At 70.5% G+C, this 23,788-nt stretch carries 23 protein-coding genes; 9 read left to right on the top strand and 14 right to left on the bottom strand.

The genetic code is table 11. The features are described 5' to 3' along the window. Positions 1–17: 17 nt before the first annotated feature. Both FGX59_RS20170 and deoC read right to left on the bottom strand, forming a co-directional pair. The gene (locus FGX59_RS20170; RefSeq protein WP_138468925.1) at positions 18–2,339 is read right to left on the bottom strand and encodes an aldehyde dehydrogenase family protein; all 2,322 of its coding nucleotides are present in this window, start codon (positions 2,337–2,339) and stop codon (positions 18–20) included. Positions 2,340–2,343: 4 nt separating this feature from the next. After that, positions 2,344–3,366 (bottom strand): deoxyribose-phosphate aldolase, encoded by a 1,023-nt coding sequence (gene deoC / locus FGX59_RS20165; RefSeq protein WP_138468924.1) that lies wholly within the window; start codon positions 3,364–3,366, stop codon positions 2,344–2,346. A gap of 136 nt (positions 3,367–3,502) precedes the next feature. Here deoC and FGX59_RS20160 point away from each other — a divergent pair, with 136 nt between their 5' ends. The 5 genes from FGX59_RS20160 to FGX59_RS37670 all read left to right on the top strand — a co-directional run bounded on the left by FGX59_RS20160 (position 3,503) and on the right by FGX59_RS37670 (position 7,426). Beyond that, positions 3,503–3,877 (top strand): DUF2237 family protein, encoded by a 375-nt coding sequence (locus FGX59_RS20160; RefSeq protein ID WP_171060744.1) that lies wholly within the window; start codon positions 3,503–3,505, stop codon positions 3,875–3,877. A 207-nt stretch (positions 3,878–4,084) separates the two neighbouring features. Then, positions 4,085–5,191 carry a TRAP transporter substrate-binding protein gene (locus tag FGX59_RS20155; RefSeq protein ID WP_138468966.1) on the top strand — a complete coding sequence of 369 codons (1,107 nt, stop codon included), beginning with the start codon at positions 4,085–4,087 and terminating at the stop codon, positions 5,189–5,191. Between the two features lie 61 nt (positions 5,192–5,252). Continuing rightward, complete coding sequence (locus FGX59_RS20150) at positions 5,253–5,837, top strand: TRAP transporter small permease subunit (protein WP_138468923.1); 585 nt, start codon at positions 5,253–5,255, stop codon at positions 5,835–5,837. After that, a complete protein-coding gene (locus tag FGX59_RS20145) occupies positions 5,834–7,252 on the top strand; it encodes a TRAP transporter large permease subunit (protein WP_138468922.1) in 1,419 nt (472 codons plus the stop codon). Before FGX59_RS20150 ends, FGX59_RS20145 begins: the two co-directional genes overlap by 4 nt. A 15-nt stretch (positions 7,253–7,267) precedes the next feature. After that, positions 7,268–7,426: a hypothetical protein gene (locus FGX59_RS37670; protein WP_171060743.1), complete on the top strand. Its 159-nt coding sequence runs from the start codon at positions 7,268–7,270 to the stop codon at positions 7,424–7,426. Here FGX59_RS37670 and FGX59_RS20140 read toward each other — a convergent pair. The 4 genes from FGX59_RS20140 to FGX59_RS20125 form a co-directional block, all read right to left on the bottom strand. Further along, positions 7,404–8,474 (bottom strand): GGDEF domain-containing protein, encoded by a 1,071-nt coding sequence (locus FGX59_RS20140; RefSeq protein ID WP_138468921.1) that lies wholly within the window; start codon positions 8,472–8,474, stop codon positions 7,404–7,406. The two genes, FGX59_RS37670 and FGX59_RS20140, sit on opposite strands and share 23 nt — an antisense overlap. Positions 8,475–8,480: 6 nt before the next feature. After that, positions 8,481–9,065 carry a heme NO-binding domain-containing protein gene (locus tag FGX59_RS20135; protein WP_138468920.1) on the bottom strand — a complete coding sequence of 195 codons (585 nt, stop codon included), beginning with the start codon at positions 9,063–9,065 and terminating at the stop codon, positions 8,481–8,483. A 139-nt stretch (positions 9,066–9,204) separates the two neighbouring features. Continuing rightward, a complete protein-coding gene (locus tag FGX59_RS20130; RefSeq protein WP_138468919.1) occupies positions 9,205–9,918 on the bottom strand; it encodes an HAD family hydrolase in 714 nt (237 codons plus the stop codon). A gap of 85 nt (positions 9,919–10,003) precedes the next feature. Continuing rightward, positions 10,004–10,282: a DUF3572 family protein gene (locus FGX59_RS20125; RefSeq protein WP_138468918.1), complete on the bottom strand. Its 279-nt coding sequence runs from the start codon at positions 10,280–10,282 to the stop codon at positions 10,004–10,006. A gap of 113 nt (positions 10,283–10,395) precedes the next feature. Between FGX59_RS20125 and FGX59_RS20120 the strand changes: the two genes are divergently transcribed. Beyond that, positions 10,396–11,820 (top strand): diguanylate cyclase, encoded by a 1,425-nt coding sequence (locus tag FGX59_RS20120; protein ID WP_138468917.1) that lies wholly within the window; start codon positions 10,396–10,398, stop codon positions 11,818–11,820. A gap of 1,946 nt (positions 11,821–13,766) precedes the next feature. Here the strand turns inward: FGX59_RS20120 and FGX59_RS20115 are convergent. Genes FGX59_RS20115 through FGX59_RS20100 form a run of 4 tightly spaced genes read right to left on the bottom strand, consistent with a single transcriptional unit; the run spans position 13,767 to position 15,876 of the window. Then, positions 13,767–14,303, bottom strand: coding sequence for a periplasmic heavy metal sensor (locus tag FGX59_RS20115; RefSeq protein ID WP_171060742.1), 537 nt, complete (start codon positions 14,301–14,303; stop codon positions 13,767–13,769). A gap of 2 nt (positions 14,304–14,305) precedes the next feature. Further along, the gene (locus FGX59_RS20110) at positions 14,306–14,677 is read right to left on the bottom strand and encodes a hypothetical protein (RefSeq protein WP_138468915.1); all 372 of its coding nucleotides are present in this window, start codon (positions 14,675–14,677) and stop codon (positions 14,306–14,308) included. After that, positions 14,667–15,257 (bottom strand): sigma-70 family RNA polymerase sigma factor, encoded by a 591-nt coding sequence (locus FGX59_RS20105; RefSeq protein WP_138468914.1) that lies wholly within the window; start codon positions 15,255–15,257, stop codon positions 14,667–14,669. The genes FGX59_RS20110 and FGX59_RS20105 overlap by 11 nt, the downstream gene beginning before the upstream one ends. Before the next feature lie 40 nt (positions 15,258–15,297). Further along, complete coding sequence (locus FGX59_RS20100) at positions 15,298–15,876, bottom strand: EF-hand domain-containing protein (RefSeq protein ID WP_138468913.1); 579 nt, start codon at positions 15,874–15,876, stop codon at positions 15,298–15,300. A 183-nt stretch (positions 15,877–16,059) separates the two neighbouring features. Here FGX59_RS20100 and FGX59_RS20095 point away from each other — a divergent pair, with 183 nt between their 5' ends. Then, positions 16,060–16,467, top strand: a complete 408-nt coding sequence (locus FGX59_RS20095) for a DUF983 domain-containing protein (RefSeq protein ID WP_138468912.1) — start codon at positions 16,060–16,062, stop codon at positions 16,465–16,467. Then, positions 16,460–17,140: an NUDIX hydrolase gene (locus tag FGX59_RS20090; protein WP_138468911.1), complete on the top strand. Its 681-nt coding sequence runs from the start codon at positions 16,460–16,462 to the stop codon at positions 17,138–17,140. Before FGX59_RS20095 ends, FGX59_RS20090 begins: the two co-directional genes overlap by 8 nt. Before the next feature lie 13 nt (positions 17,141–17,153). Here FGX59_RS20090 and FGX59_RS20085 read toward each other — a convergent pair whose 3' ends face one another. From FGX59_RS20085 to dksA, 4 genes are all read right to left on the bottom strand, one after another. Then, positions 17,154–19,052 carry an acyl-CoA synthetase gene (locus FGX59_RS20085; RefSeq protein ID WP_138468910.1) on the bottom strand — a complete coding sequence of 633 codons (1,899 nt, stop codon included), beginning with the start codon at positions 19,050–19,052 and terminating at the stop codon, positions 17,154–17,156. Between the two features lie 136 nt (positions 19,053–19,188). Then, positions 19,189–20,982, bottom strand: coding sequence for an ABC transporter transmembrane domain-containing protein (locus FGX59_RS20080; protein ID WP_138468909.1), 1,794 nt, complete (start codon positions 20,980–20,982; stop codon positions 19,189–19,191). Positions 20,983–21,092: 110 nt separating this feature from the next. Further along, positions 21,093–22,262: an FAD-dependent monooxygenase gene (locus FGX59_RS20075; RefSeq protein WP_138468908.1), complete on the bottom strand. Its 1,170-nt coding sequence runs from the start codon at positions 22,260–22,262 to the stop codon at positions 21,093–21,095. 48 nt (positions 22,263–22,310) lie between these two features. After that, entirely contained in the window at positions 22,311–22,733 is a 423-nt protein-coding gene (gene dksA / locus FGX59_RS20070) for an RNA polymerase-binding protein DksA (protein ID WP_138468907.1), read from the bottom strand. Positions 22,734–22,923: 190 nt separating this feature from the next. Here dksA and FGX59_RS20065 point away from each other — a divergent pair, with 190 nt between their 5' ends. Continuing rightward, the gene (locus FGX59_RS20065; RefSeq protein WP_138468906.1) at positions 22,924–23,766 is read left to right on the top strand and encodes a MoxR family ATPase; all 843 of its coding nucleotides are present in this window, start codon (positions 22,924–22,926) and stop codon (positions 23,764–23,766) included. Positions 23,767–23,788: the final 22 nt, after the last annotated feature.

Genomic DNA, 23,788 nt, shown 5'->3' with positions numbered 1-23,788 from the left:
GGCAATCCGCCCGGCGCTCAGGCGCCGTAGGGCAGCCAGACCGTCTTCACCTCGGTCGCGGCCTCGAGGAACTCCGCGGCATTGCTGCGGCCCCAGTCCATGCCCCGCGGGCACCAGCTGCGCTTCAGGTTGCCGGCCGCGCCCGCCTCGATCGCCTCTGACAGATCCTGCCCGGCAAAACTCCAGACCGCGTCCAGATCGGCATGCTGCGCCAGCACCGGCATCAGCTGGGCGGGATCGCCGGAGACCATGTTCACGGTGCCGCCCGGCACGTCGGACGTGTCGAGGATCTGGCAGAACTCCGCGGCGATCAGCGGATAGGCCGCCGAGGCCGCCGCGACGACGGCATTGCCCGTGGCCAGCGCGGGCGCGATGCAGGAGACTAGCCCCAGCAGCGCCGGCGCATCGGGCAGTGCCATGCCGATCACCCCCGCGGGCTGGCGCAGCGCCACAGCCAACGCCTTGCCCGGCACCGGCTTGACCGCGCCATCCTGCTTGTCGGCCCAGGCCGCCCAGGTGAAGAGCCGCTCGAGCGAGGCCTCGACCTCGGCCGCCGCCGCCGCGATCTCCGCGCCGGTCTGCTCCGCCAGCCTCACGGCGAATTCCGGACCGCGCGCCGAAAGGTTCTCGGCCAGGAAATACAGCACCTGTGCCCGCAGCGCCCCGCCGGCCGCCGCCCAGCCGGGCTGCGCCGCCCGCGCCGCCTCGACCGCGTTGCGCAGATCCTTGCGCCCGGCGATCCCGGCATGGCCGAGCAGCCGGCCATCCGTCGCCCAGACCGCGCGGCTCTGCCCGCCATCGGGCCGCGCCTGCTTGCCGCCAATGTAGAATTTCGCCGTGCGGTCCAGCTCCGGCGGGCGCGGCGCTCCGGGCCGGGCGACCGGCGCCCCGGCCGTCAGAGCCGGGGCCTCTTCCGTCGCCCTGGTATAGGCGCGGAGCCCCTCCCAGCCGCCTTCCCGGCCGAAGCCGCTCTCCTTCATCCCGCCGAAGCCCGCGGCCGCGTCGAACATGTTGGCGCCATTGACCCAGACCACCCCGGCCGCGAGCTTCGCCGCCATGTCGAGCGCGACATTGACATTCTCCGTCCAGACCGAGGCCGCCAGCCCGTAGCGCGTGGCATTGGCGATCTGCACCGCCTCGCCGGGCGTGCGGTAGGTGGTGGAGACAAGCACCGGCCCGAAGATCTCCTCCTGCATCAGCGGATCGGCCGGTTCCAGCCCGCTGACCAGCACCGGCGCCATGAAGGCATCCCCTTCGGGCAGCGCGCAGGGCGCGGTGAAGACCTCGCCGCCGGTCCCGGCCACCATCGCCGCCACCCGCGCGCGATGCGCCGGATCGGCCATGGCGCCCAGATCGACGCATTTGTCGAGCGGATCGCCGACGCGCAGCGTCTTCATCCGCGTCCGCAGCCGGGCGTGGACATCTTCGGCGATGCCCTCCTGCACGATCAGGCGGGAGCCCGCGCAGCAGACCTGCCCGCCATTGAACCAGATGGAGTCCACCAGCCCCTCGACCGCGCTGTCGAGATCGGCATCCTCGGCGACGATGAAGGGCGACTTGCCGCCGAGCTCCAGCGTCAGCGCCTTGCCCTGCCCGGCCGTCGCCTTGCGGATCGCGCGCCCGACCTCGGTGGAGCCGGTGAAGGCGATCTTGTCGACCCCCGGATGCGCCGCCAGCGCCGCCCCCGTGCTGCCGTCGCCGGTGACGATCGAGAGCACGCCCTCGGGCAGCCCGGCCTCGGCGGCGATCTCGGCGAAGTAGAGCGCGGTCAGCGGCGTCCATTCGGCGGGCTTCAGCACGACCGCATTGCCCATGGCCAGGGCCGGCGCCACCTTCCAGGCCAGCATCAGGAGCGGGAAGTTCCACGGGATGATCTGCCCGCAGACGCCCAGCGGCGCGCGGCCGGGCAGCTCCTCGGCCATCAGCTGCGCCATCCCGGCATGGTAGTAGAAATGCCGCGCCGCCAGCGGGATGTCGGCATCGCGGGACTCGCGGACGGGCTTGCCGGTGTCTAGCGTCTCCAGCACCGCCAGCGTGCGGGCATGCTTCTGGATCAGCCGCGCCATGGCGTAGAGGATCCGCGCCCGGCGGTGGCCCGGCATTGCCGCCCAGCCCGGAAAGGCCGCGCGCGCCGCCGCGACGGCGGCATCGACATCCGCCGCGCTGCCCTGCGCCACTTCGGCCAGACGCGCCCCGGTGGCCGGGTTGCGCGTCTCGAAGGTCTCCGCCCCGGCGGCGGCGAAGCGGCGGCCATGGCCGTCGAGCCAGGCCAGGGCCTCGGCGGCGCTCTCTGGGGCGGGGCCGTAGTCCATGGTCTCGAAAATCTCCCTGACGGTCATGTTCCTACCCCATCGCATGGCGCCAGGACGCCGAATAGGCGCCGGTGACGTGGTGTTCCAGTTGCCGCTCGATATCGCCCAGAAGCGAGGAGGCGCCGAAGCGGAAGAGCTCCGGGCGCAGCCACTCGTCGCCCAGCTCCTCCTTCATCAGCGCCATGTAGCTCAGCGCGTCCTTCGCCTTCGAGATGCCGCCGGCGGGCTTGTAGCCGACCTTGTGGCCGGTCGCCCCGCGATAGGCGCGGATCGCGCGGGTCATCACCAGGCTGACCGGCAGCGTGGCATTGACCCCCTCCTTGCCGGTCGAGGTCTTGATGAAATCCGCCCCCGCCATCATCGCCACCAGCGAGGCGCGGGCGACATTCTGCAGCGTGCCCAGCTCGCCCGTCGCCAGGATCGCCTTCATATGGGCGGGCCCGCAGGCCTCGCGCATCGCGCGGGTCTCGTCATAGAGCGCCTGCCAGTTGCCAGTCAGCACATGGCGGCGCGAGATGACGATGTCGATCTCCGCCGCGCCTGCCGCGACCGAGGCCTCGATCTCCTTGAGCCGCAGCGCGAAGGGCGAGAGCCCGGCGGGAAAGCCGGTCGAGACCGCGGCGACCGGGATGCCCGAGCCCGCCAGCGCCTCGACCGCGGGGGCGATCATCTCGTGATAGACGCAGACCGCGCCGGTGGTGATCGCGGGCAGGCCCAGCGCCTCCAGCAGATCGGCGCGCACCGGCTGGCGCGCCTTGGCGCAGAGGCGGCGGACCCGGCCGGGCGTGTCGTCCCCGGACAGCGTCGTCAGGTCGATCAGCGTCGCCGCGCGGGCCAGCCAGGCCGCCTGCCAGTCGCCCTTGAGCGAGCGGCGCGCGGGGATCTGCGCGGCGCGGCGCGCGATGGCGGAGCTGTTGGCGCGGGCCGAGGCGACCCAGTCGAGATCGAGCGCCATGCCGGGATTGCGGGCATGGGCCAGTTGCGGCAGCGCGGCCGTCCCGGCGGGGTCGGCCGCGGCCGGGACGGTCCCGGCGGGCTTGGCATGGCTGGTCATCTTCGGTCTCCGGATCTCTGGGTCCCGCGGCGAACCTCGCATGCGGCAGAGGCCACGGCAAGATGGCCGCGGCGTCCGGCGGGGCTTCCCGATGGCGGCGGAGCGGCTATCATTCCGCCAGCAAGGAGCGACGAAGATGAACATGTACCCGTCCGAGAACGTGCTGGGCGGCAGGCTGGAACCCTGCTCCGCCGATCCGGTCACCGGCTTCTACCGCAACGGCTGCTGCGATACCGGCCCGCAGGATCACGGCTCGCACACGGTCTGCGCCGTGATGACCGAGGAATTCCTCGCCTATTCCAAGTATTTCGGCAACGATCTCTCGACCCCGCGGCCGGAGTTCGGCTTTGCCGGTCTCAAGCCCGGCGACCGCTGGTGCCTCTGCGCGGCGCGCTTCGTGCAGGCCCATGAGGAAGGCGTCGCCCCGAAGATCCGGCTCGAGGCCACCCATCGCCGCGCGCTGGAGGTGGTGCCGCTGGAGATCCTGGAGCAATACGCAATTCCCGGATGATCCCGCCGGGATGGAGTCGTCTACCCAGGATTGATCGACCTATCCGATATACCCCCTTGACCCGTCGCGAAAATCGCCAATTCTAGAGGCACGGGCCCCGCCGCGGCAGCATGCCGCGACGGGAGAACACCGCAAAATACGCTGACGACGACATGCGAAAGAGGGGCTGCCCTGAGGCGGCCAAGGGAGGAAAAATTGTCGGACAAAATGAACCGCAGGAAATTCCTGCGCACCACTGCGCTTGCCGGTGGTGCGGGAACGCTGGCCGCGCCGGCCGTTCTGGCCCAGGCGCCGCTGGTGATGAAGATGCAGACCTCGTGGTCGGCCTCGAACATCTGGCAGGAATTCGCCCAGGACTATGCCGACCGGGTCGAGGCCATGTCGGGGGGACGGATCAAGATCGACCTCCTGCCCGCGGGCGCGGTGGTCGCCGCCTTCCAGGTGCTCGACGCGGTCAATGACGGGCTGCTCGACGCCGCGCATTCGGTGCCGGTGTACTGGTACGGCAAGAACAAGGCGGCCTCGCTCTTCGGCACCGGCCCGGTCTTCGGCGGCTCGGCCACGACGATGCTCAGCTGGTTCTACGAGGGCGGCGGCAAGGCCTATTACGACGAGCTGACCCAGGACATCATGGGGCTCGATGTCGACGGCTATCTCGGCTTCCCGATGTTCGCCCAGCCCTTCGGCTGGTTCAAGGGCGAGGTGAACACCGCCGCCGACCTGGAGGGCTTCAAGTACCGCACCGTCGGCCTGGCCGCCGACCTGATGCAGGAAATGGGCATGTCGGTGGCGCAGCTGCCGGGCGGCGAGATCGTCCCGGCGATGGAGCGCGGCGTGATCGACGCCTTCGAGTTCAACAACCCCAGCTCGGACAAGGATTTCGGCGCGCAGGACGTCGCCAAGAACTACTATCTCAGCTCCTACCACCAGGCCTCGGAAAGCTTCGAGTTCCTGTTCTCGCGGATGTTCATGGAGGATCTGGACGACGATCTGCGCGCCATCGTGCGCCATGCGGTCGAGGCCGCCTCCACTGCCAATACCGCCAAGGCGATGCGGCGCTACTCTGCCGATCTGAGATGGCTGCAGGATCAGGCCGGGGTCACGGTGCACCGCACCTCGAAGGAGATCCTCGACGCCCAGCTTGCCGCCTGGGACAAGCTGATCCCGCAGCTGGAGGAGGATCCCTTCATGAAGAAGGTCCTCGACAGCCAGCGCGAATGGGTCGAGCAGGTCGCCTATTACGAGCTGATGAACGCGCCCGACTACGCGCTGGCCTACGAGCACTACTTCCCGGGCAAGCTCAAGCTCGGCTGAGCCCAGGACGGCGTCCGCACCGGCCCTCCCGGGCGGGCGCCCTTTCTCTGCGGGAAACACAATGATCGGCTATATCCGTTTCGCCGACGCGCTCTCCGCGTGGTTCGGCAAGGCCTTCGCCTGGCTCATCCTGATGATGGCGCTCGGCACCGGCTACGAGGTCTTCGTGCGCTACGTGCTCAACAGCCCCACCGCCTGGGCGCTGGATGTCTCCTTCATCATGTACGGCGCGCTCTTCATGATGGCGGGCGCCTATACCCTGTCGCGCGGCGGCCATGTCCGCGGCGACTTCCTCTACCGGCTCTGGAGCCCGCGCTGGCAGGCGCGCATCGACCTGACGCTCTACATCGTCTTCTTCTTCCCCGGCGTGCTGGCGCTGATCTTCGCGGGCTGGAAATACGCCGCGCGCAGCTGGCAGTACGGCGAGGTCTCGGTGAACTCCCCCGCGGGCGTGCCGATCTACCAGTTCAAGACGGTGATCGTCGCCGCCGGGCTGCTGCTCTTCATCCAGGGCATCGCCCAGGTCTTCCGCTGCATCATCGCCATCCGCACCAATGAATGGCCGGTGGCCGAGGAAGACGTCCAGGAAACCGAGGACATCCTCATGGCACGGGCCGCCGAGTCCGAGAAGGACGCCCATCCATGACCGATCCCATGGTCGCGCTCAGCATGCTGGGCCTCTTCATCCTGATGGTCTTCCTCGGCTTCCCGATCGCCTTCACGCTGATGGCGATGGGGCTGGGCTTCGGCTACTACGCCTATTTCGACGAGCGCCGGATGTGGCGCGAGCATCTGCGCCTGCCCGAGGACGCCTCCTGGTGGGACCAGGCCTCGACCTGGATCGACGGCTGGCTGAACAACCGCGTCTTCGACCTCTTCATCAACCAGAGCTTCACGGTGATGTCGAACGAGGTGCTGACCGCGGTGCCGCTGTTCCTGTTCATGGGCTACATCGTCGAGCGGGCCAATATCGTCGACCGGCTGTTCTCGACCCTCAATATCGCGTCGCGGCGGGTGCCCGGTTCGATGGGCGTGGCCGCGCTGATCACCTGCGCGCTCTTCGCCACGGCGACCGGCATCGTCGGCGCGGTGGTGACGCTGATGGGGCTGCTGGCGCTGCCCGCGATGCTGAAGGCGCGCTATGACAGCTCGTTTGCGGCCGGCATCATCTGCGCAGGCGGCACGCTGGGCATCCTGATCCCGCCCTCGATCATGCTGATCGTCTATGCGGCGGCCTCCAATGTCTCGATCGTGCGGCTCTATTCGGGCGCGCTCCTGCCGGGGCTGGTGCTGGTCGGGCTCTACCTCGCCTATGTCACCGGCCGGGCGATCCTGCAGCCCTCGGTGGCGCCCCGCCCGCGCGACGAGGACATTCCCGACGTGCCGGGGCTGGAACTGCTGCGGATGATCGCCACCAGCTTCCTGCCGCTCGCGCTGCTGATCCTGGCGGTGCTGGGCTCGATCCTCTTCGGCCTGGCGACGCCCACCGAGGCCGCCTCGATCGGCGCGCTCGGCGGCATCCTGCTGGCCTTCCTCTACCGCTCGATGAGCTGGGGCCGCCTGCGCGAGAGCGTCTACCTGACGGCGCGGACCACGGCGATGGTGTGCTGGCTCTTCATCGGCAGCTACATCTTCTCCTCGGTCTTCTCCTATCTCGGCGGCGAACAGGTGATCTCGGAATTCGTCAAGGGGCTCGACCTGTCGCCGGTGATGTTCCTGATCATGGCGCAGCTGATCATCTTTCTTCTCGGCTGGCCGCTGGAATGGTCGGAGATCATCATCATCTTCGTGCCGATCTTCCTGCCGCTGCTGCCGCATTTCGGCATCGACCCGCTGTTCTTCGGCGTGCTGGTGGCGCTGAACCTGCAGACCTCGTTCCTGACGCCGCCGATGGCGATGTCGGCCTACTATCTCAAGGGGATCGCGCCGCCCGAGGTGCGGCTCACGCAGATCTTCGCGGGCTGCATGCCCTTCCTGTTCTGCGTGATCCTGGCGATGGTGCTGATGTACCTGGCGCCGGGCATCGTCTTCTACCTGCCGGAGATGATCTATGGCAGCTGACCAGGGAGAGACCGCATGAACAGGATCATGGCGCTGATCGCCTTCGCCACGCTGGCCGGGTTCCTCGGCATCCTGGTGTGGCACGTGCCGCACTGGGACCTGATCGCCGTCACCGCCATCGTCATCCTGCTGGCGGCACGGGACTTCATCGCTAGCGCCCGGGACGGGTCCTGACCGGCGGCGGCGCGGGCGCGACCGGCCGGGCCAGCAGCCGCGCCGCCTTGTCGTCGGGCGTCTCGCCCGAGGGCTCCATCCCCGGGGCATAGACCGCCACCTGCGAGCGCCCGGCCCGCTTGGCGGCATAGAGCGCGGCATCGGCATCGACCAGGATCTGGCGCGGCTCCCAGCGGTCGAACTGGGTGCTGGCGCAGAGGCCGATGCTGGCCGAGACCTGGCAGGCGCCGTCGGGCAGCGCGATCGGCGCCTCCAGCGCGGCGATCATCTCCTCGGCCCGGGGCAGAAGCGCCGCGGCATCGGTCTCGTCCTTGAGGATCACCATGAACTCGTCGCCGCCGGTGCGCACCAGCGTGTCGCCCTCGCCGGTGCGCGCCAGCATCAGCCGGGCGACATGCTGCAGCACCTGGTCGCCGGCTGCATGGCCCATCGTGTCATTCACCCGCTTGAAGTAGTCGAGATCGATCCCCATCAGCGTGAAGCCCGTTCCCTGCCGCCGGTAGCGGCCGAGCACCAGGTCGAGCGCGCGGCGGTTCTTCAGCCCGGTCAGCGTGTCGGTGAAGGCCTGCTCCTCTGCCGCGATCCGCGCCGCCTGCAGCCGCAGCGTCAGGTCGTTGGAGGCATCCATTGCCGCCGATTTCGCCTCCACCAGGTAGAGCATCTCCATCGTCGGGTCGGTGGTGGCGAAATCGCAGGCATTCAGCGCGTAATGGCCGATCGCCTCGAAGACGTAGAGGCCGAAGGACAGGTTCAGCAGCAGCCCGCCATCGAGGCAGGCCGTGGCCTCGCCGCGCAGCTGGGTCTGCGGATCGTCGCGGAACCAGAGCCGCAGCGGCGTGCCCGCCGCGGCGCGCAGCGCCTCTGGTCCGGCCACCTCGCGGGGGCGCTTGAAGCGGAACAGGCGGAACAGGTCCTCGCCGAGGAAATAGCCCTCCGGCCGGGTCTTCGCCAGGGTCGGGCCGACATGCAGGATGCGCCCCTCGGGACCCGCCAGCAGGTTCATCGGCATGAGCGCGTCGAGCGCGGACGGGTCCAGCCGCAGCGCCATCCCGCGCTAGCTTCCCGCGGCCAGCTCGAAGCTGCGCCCGCTGGCGAAGCCGTTGTCGATCAGCCGGATGGAGACATGGGCGAGCGCCTCGTCGGGCGGCAGGCACTCCATGATGACGAGCGCGCCGTAATCGTCGGCCATGGTGCGCATCAGCCCGACCAGCACATGCTCGAATCCCGGCAGCCGCCTTTCGCAGTCGAGCCGGAAGGTCGCCTCGTCGATCTGCACCAGCTCCAGCCGCGGCAGGTCAAGCTCTGGCACCGCCAGCCGCGCACGGTCCGGCAGTTCGTCGAGCGAATGCAGGAAATCGGCGAATCTCGCCCCGCCGAAGCGCAGCAGCCGCCGCACCGGTTCCAGATTGGGATGCGAGACCAGGTAGGTCCCCAGATCCTCCAGCAGGCAGTCGCGCGGCTTCGCCAGAAGCTCGGCCGCCACCTCCAGCACCTGCCCGGCCAGGGCGTCGTCATAGAGGAGCATCGCCTCGAACCCCGCCGGGTCGAGATCGGCCCGCTGCGCCACGCGTGCCCACAGCCCTGCGCCGTATGTGTCGCGCAGGAAGCATTGGATCGACTTGTTGATGAGCCCGTGCACCCCGGCTGTCCTGTCCCGCTTCTCTCGCGGGAATCCTAGGATCGCTCAGTTAACACGCCGCTAAATGCCGGGGGGCCGGACGCGCCGCGTTCCGGCCAGGCCCCGAAATTTTTAGGGAAATCTTCCCTGTCCCGGCCCGTCAGGCCGCGTTGTGGCGGGCATCTTCCATGCGGTCGAGCCACCCCGGCAGCGCCGAGATGTCAGGCAGCACGGCGCTGGCCAGGGGGGCCAGCTGCTGCCGCGTCGAAGGGCCGGTCAGCACCCCCACCCGGTGGCAGCCCGCCGCCCGCGCGGCCATCATGTCATGCGGGGCGTCGCCGACCATGACGGTCTCCGACGGATCCGCCCCGGTCTTCTCCAGATAGGCCAGGATCTGCCCCGGCCCCGGCTTCTGGCCGAAGCCGCAGTCGCTGCCGATCACCCCGTCGAAGAGGCCCGCGATCCCGGCCGCGCGCAGATGCGCCATCGCCGGAGCCCGGGCATCATTCGTGATCACCCCCAGGGACAGGCCGCGATCGCGCAGCCCGGCCAGCAGCGGCAAGAGCGGCGCTGCTTCGCATTGCGGCGCCGAGGCCGCCATCATGTTCATCCGCGACACCAGTCCGGCAGCCGATACCCCCGGCACATACGGCAGAAGCTGCCGGACGATGTCGCCCGGCGTCCCGCCGATGAGAACGCTGTCTTCCTCGAAGCTGCGGTCCCGAAGATCGAAGCCCACGGACTCGGCCATCTGCGCGGCCTTTGCCTGGTCGTCCGAACTCAGTTCCAGAAGAAACGAAGCGGCCCAGCCGCCCCAAGTAGCCCGAAAGTCAAACAGCGTCCCGTCCTTGTCGAAAAGGACTGTCTTGATCATTAGCGCTCCTCCCAGTGACGCCAGTATGCCATGGAACCGGGCCGCCGTACAAGAAAGCCGGTCCCGCCCGGCGCTGCGGCGGATCTCACGTCCAATGCGGCAGGTTCCCGCCCGGCAGCGCCTGCCGCGCGCGGGCGAAATCATGCGGGTCCCGCCCGGCCTGCGCGGCCGCCGCCAGCACCCAGGCATCGTCCATCAGCAGGAAGTCGAGCACCGCCGCCAGCACATGCGGGTCCTCGAGCCCGGTGCGCAGCCCCTCGGCGGGCATGCCCGACGCGTTAAGGAAGACCGGCAGCATGTCCTCCTCGGACGCGATCCAGGCAACCGCCGCCAGCGCGACGGCAGAAGCGTTATCAAGGTCCATGGCAGCAGCCTCCGGTCTGGACGTTGGTATTTCGGCTAAAATGGTCAAGGCTTCCTTAACTTCTTCCGTGGGAATGTGAAGCTCGAGAGCATTCAATTCTGGAGATTGCCGGAATGCCGGGCCAGATCCTCGTCATCGACCCCGTGGCCGCGAACCGCATCGTGCTGCGCAGCCGGGTGACGGCCTCCTGCCACTCCGCAGTCCAGGCCGACGGCCCCGGCGAGGCGCTCGCCCGCGCGGCCGAGAACCGGCCCGACCTGATCCTGCTCGGCCCCGGACTCGCCGGGGAGGATGCCTGCGACATGGCGCGCCGCCTCGCCGCCGCCCCTGCCAGCCGCGGCATTCCGGTGCTGATTCTCACCCGCTCCTTCTCGCCGGACACCGTCCGCGACGCGCTCCTCGCCGGGGCGGAGGACGCGCTCGACCCCGGCGCGCAGGAGGGATTCCTGCAGGCGCGCATCCGCTGCCTGCTGCGCCATCGCGGGGCGCTCGACGAATTCGCCGCGCGCAGCCTGACCGAGCAGCAGCTCGGCCTCGGCGAGGACCGCGCGGCCTTCCACCGGCCCGCCACCATCGCGCTGGTCACCCAGCAGGCGGTCAAGGGACGGGCCTGGCGCGCGGCGCTGACGCCGCTGCTGCCCCACCGGCTCGACTGGCACGCGCCGCAGGCCGTCCTGACCGGCAGCGCAGAGGACGGGCCCGGGCCCGAGCTCTACGTCGTCGAGGACAGCCCGGAGGCGCCCGATGACAGCCTGCGCTTCCTGGCGGAGCTGCGCAGCCGCGGCGCCACCCGCACCGCCGCCGCGATCCTGGTCGGCGGTCCCGGCCCGGGCGGCAGCGAGAGCGTCGCGCGGCGGATGGCCATGGCGCTCGATATCGGCGCCAGCGACGTGATGCGCCACGGCTTCGCGGTCGAGGAGCTGGCGCTGCGCTGCACGCTCCAGCTGGCGCGCAAGCGCGACGGCGACCGGCTGCGCAACCGCGTGCAGGACGGCCTGCGCGAGGCGATGCGCGATCCGCTGACCGGGCTCTACAACCGGCGCTACGCCATGCCCCATCTCGACCGGATCGCCGCGCGCGCGGTGCAGACGGGACGGCGCTTCGCGCTGATGATGGTCGATCTCGACCGGTTCAAGCTGGTCAACGACACCTATGGCCACGCGACGGGCGACCAGGTGCTGGTCGAGACCGCGGCGCGGCTGGCGGAGAATGTCCGCGAGCAGGACCTGCTGGCGCGGATCGGCGGCGAGGAGTTCCTGATCGCGATGCCCGAGACCGATCTCGACAATGTCCGCCGGGCGGCGGCGCGGCTGCGGCGGGTGATGGCCGACCGGCCGGTGGCCGCCGGGCCCGAGCGCCTGGCGGTGACGGTCAGCATCGGCATTGCCATGGCCGACATCCCCGCCTTCCGCGCCCCCGGCGCCCTGCAGGCGCCCGGCCTGGCGATGCGGGCGCTGATGGAACAAGCCGACCGCGCGCTCTACCGCGCCAAGGCGCAGGGCCGGAACACCGTGAAAATCGGCCGCTCCGCAGCGTAGCGCGGCCGAGCCCCGCGGCGCGCCAGCTGGCAACCGCCTCTGGAACAGCCATGCGGCCTGACCCGGGCAGCCCGCCGCGATGCCCATGCCGCTTCCGGGCCAAGGCCAAGGACTGATGGCGGCTGGCCCGTCTGCCCGGGAAAGGTCGCGCCGCCCTACCGTGCGGTGCCGCGGACCCGGCCGGGCCACGCCGGTCAGCCACGGGATGGGCACATTGCCGTCGAACCGCTCTCCTTCCTAGATGGACGGCCTCCGACGAACCGGCGATGCCCCCTCGGTCCGTGCGCTGCGGCGGCGGCGCCTGGATTTTCGCCGAGCGCGATGGGTTTGAGCCATGCCTGCCGCGCGCCGCCGCCACGCGATGCCGGCTGGCTGTGCTACGCTCATGCAGCCATGGCCGCGCCCGGTCACTTGCCGGATGCGCCTCCGGCGCCAGCGCCCCGGCCCCGACAAGCCCGTTGCGGCAAGGAGGATGGCCGACGTGCAGACAGGCGGGCACCGGTCTCGGCGGACCGCGCGCCGTCCGTCCGGGAGACCGCGCGAACACAGTCGATCCGGAACCGGTGCCTCCCCCCCTCTCTTGCCATGCGGGACCGCCAGCTTGCGGCAACGCCCGGACGGAATGCAGGCGCCCGTGTCCTGCGCCTTCAACGGGCGCAGCCGCACTATCCCGAGCCCGGCCTGAATGGCCCTTTCCCGTTGACCTCAGGCGATGGTTTCGCTCCTGCGCATACAGACGGCCAAGCTGCGGTTCGTGACGACGCGGCGGGCGCCACGGCCCCCGAGCGCCCCTGCGAACAATGCGGATGCCGACAAGCTGTCTTTCGGGATCACGCCATGGATTCTTCTCGCCGAAGGCGTCGAGGCGGTTCCTCCGGGTTGCGATGCGACTTCGGGTGTGCCGGCCCGGTCGAACCAGCCAGAGGGACCTGCCCGGACGCGTGGCCGCGCGCCGCGTCTCGTTGCGGCTGATGGCTGCCGGGCTTCCTGGCGCGGCCCCTCCGGCGAGTGGCCGTGATCGGGAATGGCCGCATCAGAGCGACACGTGTCATGCGCTCCGTCGATTTTCAACGTGGCGATCGTTCCGCGCGGCGGGATCCGCGGGAGGATCTGGTCGGCTCCGTCCCGCCTGGCCGGGAACTCCGCCAGCCCCGCGCGCGGGGCGACATGCACCCTTCCCCAATGTCGGCCGCCACCATGCAGTCGCGGCCCGCCTCGCGGAGCTGGCGGCGGACTCCGTCGCCGCATGGCTCGGCCTCCTGGCGGAAATGCTGCCTGCCCGGGCCAGCGCCGGGCGTTTCGACCAGGTCCCGCAGACCCGAGGCCGGCCCCAGAACCGTGCCCCGGCGCATCGCCCTGTCCCTCTCTGCCGCTGCCATCCGGAGTTCCAGCCGGTTGGCCATGCGCGCCCGCTTCCGCTCGCGCCCCCATTTCCGGGGCTCGGCACCGGCCCAGCCGGTCCCCCGTCGAAGGGCAATGGCGAGGGAGAAGCCGTCGGCCCAGCCTGCTTGCTCCGCGGCGGGTCCGCGCAAGCGGAATGGAGGGGCCTCATGAGCAGCTTGGCCCTTCGGGCGCCTCTTCCGTCCTGGTAGCCGTCATCTGCGCCACCGGCCGGCCGGAAATCGCGCACGCGCTGCCTTCAAAGCCGGGTCCGACGGTTCCCGCCCCGATGGAACAGGCACGGCCGGGCGCGACATGGACGGCCTGCTGAAGTTGGATGACACGCGCGCCCGGAACGGACTGCATTCCGGGGGCCGGGAACCTCGCCCCTGGAGCGAGGAAATCCGGGCGACGCGCGGACAGGCGTCCTGTCGGCTCTTGAAAGTCCCGTGTCGCGCAGAGCGGCCCGCTGGACCTGACCGGCGGCATGTCCGATGCCGCGCCGGACATCTCGCGTGGCGCCTCCCGGAGCGCCGCGCCGAGTGCCGGGCGCCATCCGCCAGCGCTCAGTCGCGCTCCGGCGGGTGCCCCCGGCCGCCGTGCCAGTCGCGGTCGCCGTCATGCGGCTTGCCGTCCCGGTAGGTGCCGAAGCGCTTCAGCCGGTCGACATAGCCGGCCCGCTCCTGCGGCGACATCTGCGCCAGCCGCGCGGCGATCACCCGGTGCGACGCCTCGGTGAAGCCGGTGAAGCGGTCATTGGCGCTGTCGAGCAGCGCCTCCAGCGCCGCGGGGTCGAAGGGCTCCGCCTCCAGAAGCGCGATCACGTCCGCGCGGATCTCGGACTGGGCGGCCCGGGTCACCCCCGCCTCGCGGCCGATCCCGTGCAGCTCGGAGATCACCGCGCGCCGGTCCGCAGGCGGCAGCACGCCGATCATCGGTGCGACGAAGCCCGGGCGCATCGGCGGCGGCCGGTCGCCGTCGAAGGAATGCCGCGACAGGACCAGGCCCGCCACCGCGGCGATCACCAGCACGTTGAGCGCCAGCGACAGCCCGGTGAGGATGCGCCAGGCCAGCCTCCGGCGCGGCGATGCGGTTGCGCTCATGCTCATCCCTCCGGCAAGAGCCCGGCCAGGGCCGGAAATTCGTAGATCATCTGCAGCCCGAAGGCGCTGTCATAGACCGAGGCGCCGGTGAACCCGGCCCCGGTCCCGGCCGAGAGCCCGATCCAGAGCCCGGCCAGCCCGGCCGCCACCAGCCCGGTGGGCAGCGCCAGGCGCGCCGCCAGCGCGCCGATCCCGTCCAGCCAGCCGCGGCCGCGCGGAGCGGCAGCCGCCCGGCGCTCGTCCTGGATCCGCGCCGCATCCGCCTCGATCCGCGCCAGCAGGGCCGCCGAGGGCAGCTCGGGCGCGTGCCGCATCTCCGCCAGGAGACGGTCGAGAGCGGCATCGTCCAGTCCGGTATCATGCTCATGTGCCATCGATCAGTCCCAATGCCTCCCTTTGCTCCGCGAGCGCCTTCGCCAGCGCCCGCTTGCCCCGTGCCGTCAGGCTCTCCACCGCTTCCACCGAGATGCCGAGGATCCCGGCGATCTCGGGATTGGCCCGGCCCTCGAGATGGCGCAGCACCACCGCCAGGCGCTGCCGCTCGGGCAGCGTCCCGAGCGCGGCCTGGAGCGCGCGGCGCCGGGTCTCGGCCTGCATCCGCTCCTCGGTGCCCGGGCGCTCGTCCTCGGGCTCCATCTCGGGCTCCAGCGGCGTCTGGCGGCGGCGCCGCCTCAGCCTGTCGGTACACAAGTTCGCCGCCACCCGGTAGGTCCAGGTGGCCGGCGCCGCGCCCATGTCGCGCCACTCCGGCGCGATCTTCCACAGCCGCAGCATCGCTTCCTGGGCGACATCCTCGGCCTCGGCCCGGTCGCCCAGCATCCGCATCGCCAGCGCATGCAGCCGCGGGACGAGCCGCAGCATCAGCATGCGGGCCGCCTGCGGATCGCCCGCGGCATAGGCCGCGAGCAGGGCCGCATCCTCCGAAGAGGCGCTGGTTGCGGAATCAGCCGTCATCGCCGTCCGGGCTATGGGGCCGTGATGCACCGGTCAAGCGTCAGTCGCGCGCCGGACCCTGGCCGTCGCCATGATGCCCGTCCGGGCCCATGCCTTTGCCGTGGCCCATGCCCTTGCCGTGGCCCTCCATGCCCGGTCCCGGCCGGCCGTGCTTCATCATCGGGCGCTGCGCCATTTCCTCTTCGCTCAGCGCGCCGTTGCCGTCGCGGTCCATGGCCTGGAACATGTGCTCCATGCCCGCCGCCATGCCGGGGCCGGACAGCTCGGACATCGACAGCGTGCCGTTGCCGTCCTGGTCGCGGAAGGCCACCATCGTCGCGGTCCGCGCGGCAATGCGTGCCTCGATCCGCGCCAGCGCGGCGGCGGTCAGCTCGTCGGCGCTCAGCTCGCCGTCGCCATCGGTGTCGGCATTGGCGAAGCGCGCCTCGCCCTGGGCCTTGAACTCCTCGGGGGTGACGCTGCCGTCGCCATCGGCATCGAGCTCGGCAAAGGAGGGGCGCATCGGGCCGAGCCCGGCCGGGCCCATGCCGTGCGCGCCGTCATGGCCACGCTCGGCCAGGGCCGGCAGGGCCAGTCCGGCAGCGATGGCAGCACTCAGGGCGATCATCTTGTAGGTCATCGGTCATGCCTTTCATGTTGGCTTCGAACGGGCGATGCTCCTTGCCGCGTTCATCCCTTCAACGGCAGGGCCGCGGGCTTCCGTCGCCGGAGTCCATTTTTTTCCCCGGGCTTGCTATAACCGCCGCCAGGCATGACTCGTCCCGCCGCGGGACGGGTGCCGCGACGGAGGAGAGGAGCCGCCATGACAGAGCCGGAGATTCCGCAGGAGCGGCCGCTGCAGCAGGCGCTGTGGCGCGGCTGGAGGCAGCGCTGCCCGGCCTGCGGCGAGGGGCGGATCCTGCACAGCTACCTGAAGGTGCGGGACGCCTGCCCCGCCTGCGGCGAGGAGATGCGCCACCACCGCGCCGATGACGGTCCCGCCTATCTGGCGATCCTGGTGGTCGGCCATGTGCTCGCCCCGGTGATGCTGCTGGTCTGGGAGTTGTGGCGCCCCGCGCCGCTGGTGATGGCCAGCACGCTCTCGGTGCTGACCGTGGGGCTGGCGCTGTGGCTGCTGCCACGGCTGAAGGGCGCGCTGGTCGGCATCCAGTGGTCGCGGCGGATGCACGGCTTCGGCGAGGCGCCCGAGCCGGAGACGGCCGATGCCTGAGCCCGCGATCCGCGACGCCGCCACCGTCATCCTGCTGCGCGACCGCGGCGGCCCCGAGGTGCTGATGGGCCAGCGCGGCGCCAGGGCGGTCTTCATGCCGTCGAAATTCGTCTTCCCCGGCGGCGCGGTCGATCCCGGCGATGCCGCGGTGCCGCTGGCCGGGCTGCCCGATCCGGTCTGCATGGAGCGGCTGGGCGAAGGCGTCGATCCGGCCCTGCCCGCGAGCCTGGTCGCCGCCGCCGTCCGCGAGACCTGGGAGGAGACCGGGCTGGTGCTCGGCCGTCCGGGGCTCTGGCCCGATCCGCCCGCCGACTGGCAGGGCTTCGCCGCCACCGGCCATGTGCCTTCGGGGGCGGGGCTGCGCTTCTTCTTCCGGGCGATCACCCCGCCGGGGCGGCCGCGCCGCTTCGACGCGCGGTTCTTCCTGGCCGATGCCGACGCGCTCCTGCACGAGGCCGATGATTTCTCGCGCGCCTCCGACGAGCTTTCGGCGCTGCAGTGGATCCCGCTTTCCGAGGCGCGCCGCTTCGACCTGCCCTTCATCACCGAGGTGGTGCTGGCCGAGCTGGCGGCGATGCTGCGCCGGGGCGTGCAGCCCGGACCGGTGCCGTTCTTCTACAACGATGCCGAGGCATCGCTCTTCCGCCGTCTGGGCGGCCGCGCGCTGCTCTGAGCGGCCGGGCCGCTCAGTCCTCCTTCCAGCGCCAGGGCGTGGTGAAGCAGCCCATCAGCTGCTCGAGCGCGGGCATGTCGACATCGCCATGCGCCTCGAGCACCGCGGTCAGCCCGTTGCGGCGGTCGTCCTCGACCCCGGCGACGGAGACCGCGAAGCCCGCCTCGGCCAGCGCGGCATCGAAGACCCGGGTGATCGCCATCTTGCGCAGCGCGGGCTTGAACACCTTGCCGACGGCGGTCTTGGGCAGCTCGGGCAGGATCTCGACATGCTTCGGCACTGCCGCGCGCTCGTGGATGCGCGAGCGGCCGTAGTCCAGCAGGTCGGCCGGCAGGACGCGGGCGCCCGCGACCAGCTCGACATAGGCGCAGGGCAGCTCGCCGGAATGGCGGTCCGGCTGGCCGATCGCGCCGACTGTCGCCACTGCCGGATGGCCCGACAGCGCCTCCTCGATCTCGGCGGGGTCGATATTGTGGCCACCGCGGATGATCATGTCCTTCTTGCGGCCGGTGATCCACAGGTAGCCGTCGGCATCGATCCGCCCCAGATCGCCGGTGCGCAGGTAGCGGCGGTCGGCGAAAAGCCCGAGATTCTTGCCCGGCTCGGTATAGGTCGAGCCCTCGAAGACGCCGGGATTGGCGACGCAGATCTCGCCGATCTCGTCGGTGGCGCATTCGCGGATGACGGTGCCGTCCTCGCCGCAATGCAGGATGCGCACATCGGTATAGGGCATCGGCACGCCGACGGAGCCGACCTTCTTGGTGCCGTCGATCGGGTTCACCGAGACAAGGCAGGTCGCCTCGGTCAGCCCGTAGCCCTCGGCCACCTGCACCCCGGTCGCCTCCTCGAAGCGGCGGTAGAGCTCCAGCGGCAGGGGCGCCGAGCCCGAGATCGCGATCTTCAGGCTGGAGACATCGGCATCGACCTTGCGCTGCATCAGCGCGGCCAGCGCGGTCGGAACGGTGATCAGGAAGGTGACGCGGTAGCGCTCGATCAGCTTCCAGAAATTGTCGAAGACGCCCTCGCCGCGATAGCCCGCCGGGGTCGGGAAGACGACATGTGCGCCGGACTGGATCGCCGACATCAGCACCGGATAGCAGGCGAAGCAGTGGAAGAGCGGCAGCGGGCAGATCAGCACGTCGGTCTCGTCGAACAGCAGCTCCTGCCCGAGCCAGCCATTGTAGATCATGCCCGAGAACTTGTGCTGCGCCACTTTCGGCGTGCCGGTGGTGCCGCCGGTATGGAAATAGGCCGCGACCCGGTCGCCGCCGCTCTCCGCGAAGGCGAGCGCATCGCCCGGCTCGGCCTCCATCGCGGCGCGGAAATCCATCACCCTTGCATGGTGGCGCTGCGGCACCTTCGGCCGCAGGAGCGGCACCAGCCAGGATTTCGGCGGGCTCAGATAGCGCTTCAGGTCGACTTCCAGCACCGTGCGGACCGTCGGCGCGAAGGCGACCGCGGCGGCGGCCTTCTGCGCGACATCGGTCTTCGGCATGGATTTCAGCGTGACCAGCGCCTTGGCGCCGGCGTCGTTGAGGATGCCGGCGATCTGCTCGGTATCGAGAAGCGGGTTGATCGGCAGCACCCGCCCGGCGGTCATGCCGCCCAGAAGCGCGAAGATCGTCTCGTTGCAGTTCGGCAGCAGGTAGGCGACGACATCCTCCTCGCCGATGCCGAGGCCGCGGAACAGGTTCGCCGTCTGCGTCGTGCGCATCAGCAGTTCGGACCAGTCCAGCGTCTCGGCGGATGCCTGCGGGTCCGAGAACATCTGGAAGGTCACGGCCGGGCGCCCGCCATGCCGCGCCGCCACGTCCCGCAGCGCCTGGTAGACGCTTGCCGGCACCCCGCGCGCGGACCACGGGCTTTCGGCCTCGATCAGCCGCGCGGATGACAGATCGGTGAACATGTGCATTCCAGTCTCCTCCCCAGGATGGCCGCCGGTCTGCCTTCTCATATGGGGGGTCGGACGGCCTGGCGCGAGGATGGACCTGCGGCCGGGCCGAGCGCAAGCGTAACGCTGCGACCCGGCCCCGCGCCGCGGCCCGGCGTCACTCGGCGGCGACGGCCTCGGTGAACTGCAGCCGCGCGAGCCGGGCATAGAGCCCGCCCTCGGCCACCAGGCTGTCATGCGTGCCCTGGGCGACGATCCGGCCCTTCTCGAAGACCAGGATGCGGTCGGCCTTCTTCACCGTGGCCAGGCGGTGCGCGACGACCAGCGTGGTGCGGTCGCGGGACATCTCGTCCACCGCCGCCTGCACCGCCGCCTCGCTTTCCGCATCGAGCGCCGAGGTCGCCTCGTCCAGGAGCAGCACCGGCGCCGCGCGCAGGATCGCGCGGGCGATGGCGATGCGCTGCTTCTGCCCGCCCGAGAGCATCACGCCGCGCTCGCCCAGATAGGTGTCGTAGCCCTGCGGCAGCTCGGAGACGAAGCCATGCGCGGCCGCGGCCTGCGCGGCGGCCTCGACCTCGGCATCGGTGGCGCCGGGGCGGCCGAAGCGGATATTCGCGCGGGCGGTGTCGGCGAAGATCACCGGCTCCTGCGGGACCAGCGCCATGTGCTGGCGGAAGGCCTCGCGCGCCATCGCCGGCAGCGGCACGCCGTCGAGCAGCACCTCGCCCGATTGTGGATCGTAGAAGCGCAGGAGCAGCTGCAGCACCGTCGACTTGCCCGCCCCCGAGGGACCGACCAGCGCCACGGTCTCGCCCGGGGTCACGCGGAAGGACAGGCCCTCCAGCGCGGCATCCTCGGGCCGGGTCGGATAGTGGAAGCGCACGTCGCGGAACTCGATCTCGCCCTTGGCGGGCTCGGCCGGGGCGCGCGGCATCTCGGGATCGGCGACCGTGTCCTCGGCATGGAGCAGCTCGACCAGCCGCTCGGTGGCGCCGGCCGCGCGCTGCAGCTCGCCCCAGATCTCGGACAGCGCGGCGACGGAGCCCGCCATGATCGCGGCATAGATGACGAACTGCACCAGCTCGCCGATGGTCATGGTGCTGCCGCGCACGTCGGTGACGCCGACCCAGAGCACGCCGATGATGCCGCCGAAGACGATGAAGATGACGATCGCGGTCAGCGCGGCGCGCACGACCATGCGGCGCTTGGCCGAGTCGAAGGACTTCTCGGTGACCTCCGCGAACATCGCCCGGCTCTGCGCCTCATGGGTGAAGGCCTGCACCGCCTGGGCCGACAGCAGCGCCTCGGAGGCCTTGCCGGAGCCCTGGGCGATCCAGTCCTGGTTGTCGCGCGCCAGCCCGCGCAGGCGGCGGCCGAGCCCCAGGATCGGGATCAGCACGACCGGCACCAGCAGCAGCACCAGCCCGGTCAGCTTGGCCGAGGTCAGCAGCATCATCACGAGGCCGCCGCCGAAGAGCAGCAGGTTGCGCAGGAACCACGACACCGAGGAGCCGACCACCGACAGGATCAGCGTCGTGTCGGTGGTGATCCGCGACAGCACCTCGCCGGTCATGATCTTCTCGTAGAAGGCCGGGCTCATCGCGATCATGCGGTCGAAGACGGATGTGCGGATATCCGCGACCACCCGCTCGCCCAGCCGGGTCACGAGGTAGTAGCGCAGCGCCGTGCCGAGCGCGAGCAGCCCGGCAATGCCGAGCGCGGCGATGAAGTACTTGTCGAGGAGCGCGGTCTCGCCGGTCAGGAACCCGTCGACCACCCGCCGCACGGCGACCGGCAGCACGAGCGAGACGGTCGCGGTGAAGACCAGGGCCGCGAAGGACGCGGCCAGAAGCGGGCGGTACGGCCTGAGGAAGGGATAGAGGCCGCGCAGGGCGCCTATCTTCTTCGACTTCTCGCGTTCCTCGCTGGGGCTGTTCGGACGGCGGGCCATGGCTGCTCCTCGCTGGAAATGCCAGTGTCCTTAGGCCATGGCGCCGGTCGCAACAAGGCCTGCCCCCTCATCACATGGTCTCAATTCCGCTCTACCGGGACCAGATCCCGTCAGTCCCGGGTCACGTCATGGCGGTAGAGCCAGTCGAATTGCGACAGCGCCAGCCCCGGCTTCAGCCGCTCGCCGAGGCCCAGGCCCAGATGCGCCAGCCGCCGGACGCCCGGCACCGAGAGGTGGTAGGCCAGCGCGTTGCGGTCGGCGGCGGCGACGGTGCGGCGGCAGCGCGCCTTGCGCCGCGCCTCGTAGAGCGCGAGCCCCGCCTCCACCCCGTCCGAGCCCGCCAGGCTCTCGCCCAGCACCCAGGCATCCTCCAGCGCCATCACCGCGCCCTGCGCCATGAAGGGAAGCGTGGCATGGGCCGCGTCGCCCAGAAGCGCGGCGCGGCCGCGGGTCCAGCGCTGCGCCACGGGGCGGCGGAAGAGCCCCCAGAGATGCGCGGTCTCGGCGCGCTCCAGCTCGGCCGTGATCTCCGGCGGGAAGCCCGAGAAGGCGGCGCGCAGCTCGGCCGGATCGTCCTCGTGGCTCCAGCCGTCCTCGGCCCAAGCGTCGCGCTCTTCGACGGCGACGATATTGACGAGCATCCCGCCGCGCAGCGGATAGCGCACCAGATGGCGCCCCGGTCCCAGCACCAGCTGCACCTCGGCGGCGGCGCCGGGCGAGCCCGGCACCAGCACGCGCCAGGCGACCTGGCGGCGGAAGCCGGGCTCGGGCGCCGGGTCGATCACCGGGCGGATGCGCGAACGCACCCCGTCGGCGGCGATCACCACGCCCGCGCGCAGCACGCGCCCGTCCTCCAGCTCCACCCCGGCGCGGCCATCCTCGATCAGCCCCGCGACGCGGGCGCCGGTCTCGATCCGCACGCCGGACGATTCGGCCGCCTCCTGCAGCACGGCGATCAGGTCGGCGCGATGCGCCAGCAGCCAGGGATGGCGGTACTTCGCCCCGGCCACGTCCATGCGCAGCACGTCGCCCGCGCGGGCGAAGTCGCGCATCCGCAGGAGCGACAGCGGCATCCCGATTTTCGGAAGTAGGGGGCCGAGCCCCAGCGCCTCGAGCACCGCCGTGCCGTTGGGGCTGATCTGCAGCCCCGCCCCGACCTCGGCGATCTCTCCGGCCTGTTCGAGAACGGTGACAGAGGCGCCGCGCTGCGCCAGGGCGAGCGCGGCCGCAAGACCGCCGATCCCGGCGCCGACGACAATCGCCTGGCGTCCGATCAGCATGTGGTCACGGCCGTTGCCGGCCCTCTGCCAGTTCCCATTTCCAGTGCGTCAGTCGTCCCGATGCACCTTCTCGCGGCGCTCGTGCCGCTCCTGCGCCTCGAGGCTGAGCGTCGCGATCGGACGCGCATCGAGCCGCTTCAGCGAGATCGGTTCCCCGGTGGCCTCGCAATAGCCGTATTCGCCGTTCTCGATCCGGCGCAGCGCCGCATCGATTTTCGAGACCAGTTTGCGCTGGCGGTCGCGGGTGCGCAGTTCCAGAGCCCGGTCGGTCTCTTCCGACGCGCGGTCGGCGATATCCGGGATGTTGCGCGTGCTTTCCTGGAGCCCCTCGATCGTGTCGCGGCTGTCGGCCAGAAGCTCGTGCTTCCAGGCGTTGAGCTTGCGACGGAAATATTCCAGCTGGCGCTCATTCATGAACGGCTCGTCCTCGGCCGGACGGTAGTCGTCAGGAAGAAATGTTTCGGCCTTCATCACTGCTCCCAATTCATGGCCGGCTGCCGTTGGGTTTTTTTGATCCGACATCCGATGCCCTCCCGCGCGCGGCTGTACCTTAATAACCTGCGATTGTCACGTTGAAAGAGCCGGTGCTTGAACCTGTCGCAGGGGATGCTAGGCTCTCGCCGCAGGGCAGCATGGTCCGCTTTACCGGGAGTTAGACGACATGAAGTTCGAGGGTACCGACAGCTACGTGGCCACCGAGGACCTGATGGTCGCGGTCAATGCCGCCGTCGCCCTGGAGCGGCCGCTCCTGGTCAAGGGGGAGCCCGGGACCGGCAAGACGGAGCTCGCGCGGCAGGTCGCCGAAGGGCTCGGACTGCCGATGATCGAATGGAACATCAAGTCGACCACCCGCGCCCAGCAGGGCTTGTACGAATACGACGCCGTCAGCCGCCTGCGCGACAGCCAGCTGGGCGATCCGCGGGTCGAGGAGGTCGGCAACTACATCCGCCGCGGCAAGCTCTGGGACGCCTTCACCGCCCCGGGAAAGGTCGTTCTGCTGATCGACGAGATCGACAAGGCCGACATCGAATTCCCCAACGACCTCCTGCAGGAGCTCGACCGGATGGAGTTCCATGTCTACGAGACCGGCGAGACCGTGCGCGCGGTCAACCGCCCCGTCGTCATCATCACCTCGAACAACGAGAAGGAGCTGCCCGACGCCTTCCTGCGCCGCTGCTTCTTCCACTATATCCGCTTCCCCGATCCCGACACGCTGAAGAAGATCGTCGAGGTCCACCATCCCGGCATCAAGGGCGCGCTGCTGACCGCGGCGCTGACCCAGTTCTACGAGATCCGCGAGACACCGGGGCTGAAGAAGAAGCCCTCGACCTCCGAGGTGCTCGACTGGCTGAAGCTGCTCCTGGCCGAGGATCTGGACCCGGCCGACTTGAAGCGCGACGGCGCCTCCGCCCTGCCGAAGCTGCATGGCGCGCTCCTGAAGAACGAGCAGGACGTGCATCTCTTCGAGCGGCTGGCCTTCATGGCGCGGCGCGGCGGGCGCTGAGCCCCGCCCGAGGGGGCTATGC

The organism is Poseidonocella sp. HB161398 (genome assembly GCF_005870025.1).
GTDB lineage: Bacteria > Pseudomonadota > Alphaproteobacteria > Rhodobacterales > Rhodobacteraceae > Mangrovicoccus.
This window is presented reverse-complemented; position numbering and strand designations above follow the sequence as displayed.

Bases quoted from the DNA above. Each gene is read 5' to 3' on its own strand.
- FGX59_RS20170 (WP_138468925.1), bottom strand. From the start codon at position 2,339: ATGACCGTCAGGGAGATTTTCGAGACCATGGACTACGGCCCCGCCCCA.
- deoC (WP_138468924.1), bottom strand. From the start codon at position 3,366: ATGACCAGCCATGCCAAGCCCGCCGGGACCGTCCCGGCCGCGGCCGAC.
- FGX59_RS20160 (WP_171060744.1), top strand. From the start codon at position 3,503: ATGAACATGTACCCGTCCGAGAACGTGCTGGGCGGCAGGCTGGAACCC.
- FGX59_RS20155 (WP_138468966.1), top strand. From the start codon at position 4,085: ATGAACCGCAGGAAATTCCTGCGCACCACTGCGCTTGCCGGTGGTGCG.
- FGX59_RS20150 (WP_138468923.1), top strand. From the start codon at position 5,253: ATGATCGGCTATATCCGTTTCGCCGACGCGCTCTCCGCGTGGTTCGGC.
- FGX59_RS20145 (WP_138468922.1), top strand. From the start codon at position 5,834: ATGACCGATCCCATGGTCGCGCTCAGCATGCTGGGCCTCTTCATCCTG.
- FGX59_RS37670 (WP_171060743.1), top strand. From the start codon at position 7,268: ATGAACAGGATCATGGCGCTGATCGCCTTCGCCACGCTGGCCGGGTTC.
- FGX59_RS20140 (WP_138468921.1), bottom strand. From the start codon at position 8,474: ATGGCGCTGCGGCTGGACCCGTCCGCGCTCGACGCGCTCATGCCGATG.
- FGX59_RS20130 (WP_138468919.1), bottom strand. From the start codon at position 9,918: ATGATCAAGACAGTCCTTTTCGACAAGGACGGGACGCTGTTTGACTTT.
- FGX59_RS20125 (WP_138468918.1), bottom strand. From the start codon at position 10,282: ATGGACCTTGATAACGCTTCTGCCGTCGCGCTGGCGGCGGTTGCCTGG.
- FGX59_RS20120 (WP_138468917.1), top strand. From the start codon at position 10,396: ATGCCGGGCCAGATCCTCGTCATCGACCCCGTGGCCGCGAACCGCATC.
- FGX59_RS20115 (WP_171060742.1), bottom strand. From the start codon at position 14,303: ATGAGCGCAACCGCATCGCCGCGCCGGAGGCTGGCCTGGCGCATCCTC.
- FGX59_RS20110 (WP_138468915.1), bottom strand. From the start codon at position 14,677: ATGGCACATGAGCATGATACCGGACTGGACGATGCCGCTCTCGACCGT.
- FGX59_RS20105 (WP_138468914.1), bottom strand. From the start codon at position 15,257: ATGACGGCTGATTCCGCAACCAGCGCCTCTTCGGAGGATGCGGCCCTG.
- FGX59_RS20100 (WP_138468913.1), bottom strand. From the start codon at position 15,876: ATGACCTACAAGATGATCGCCCTGAGTGCTGCCATCGCTGCCGGACTG.
- FGX59_RS20095 (WP_138468912.1), top strand. From the start codon at position 16,060: ATGACAGAGCCGGAGATTCCGCAGGAGCGGCCGCTGCAGCAGGCGCTG.
- FGX59_RS20090 (WP_138468911.1), top strand. From the start codon at position 16,460: ATGCCTGAGCCCGCGATCCGCGACGCCGCCACCGTCATCCTGCTGCGC.
- FGX59_RS20085 (WP_138468910.1), bottom strand. From the start codon at position 19,052: ATGCACATGTTCACCGATCTGTCATCCGCGCGGCTGATCGAGGCCGAA.
- FGX59_RS20080 (WP_138468909.1), bottom strand. From the start codon at position 20,982: ATGGCCCGCCGTCCGAACAGCCCCAGCGAGGAACGCGAGAAGTCGAAG.
- FGX59_RS20075 (WP_138468908.1), bottom strand. From the start codon at position 22,262: ATGCTGATCGGACGCCAGGCGATTGTCGTCGGCGCCGGGATCGGCGGT.
- dksA (WP_138468907.1), bottom strand. From the start codon at position 22,733: ATGAAGGCCGAAACATTTCTTCCTGACGACTACCGTCCGGCCGAGGAC.
- FGX59_RS20065 (WP_138468906.1), top strand. From the start codon at position 22,924: ATGAAGTTCGAGGGTACCGACAGCTACGTGGCCACCGAGGACCTGATG.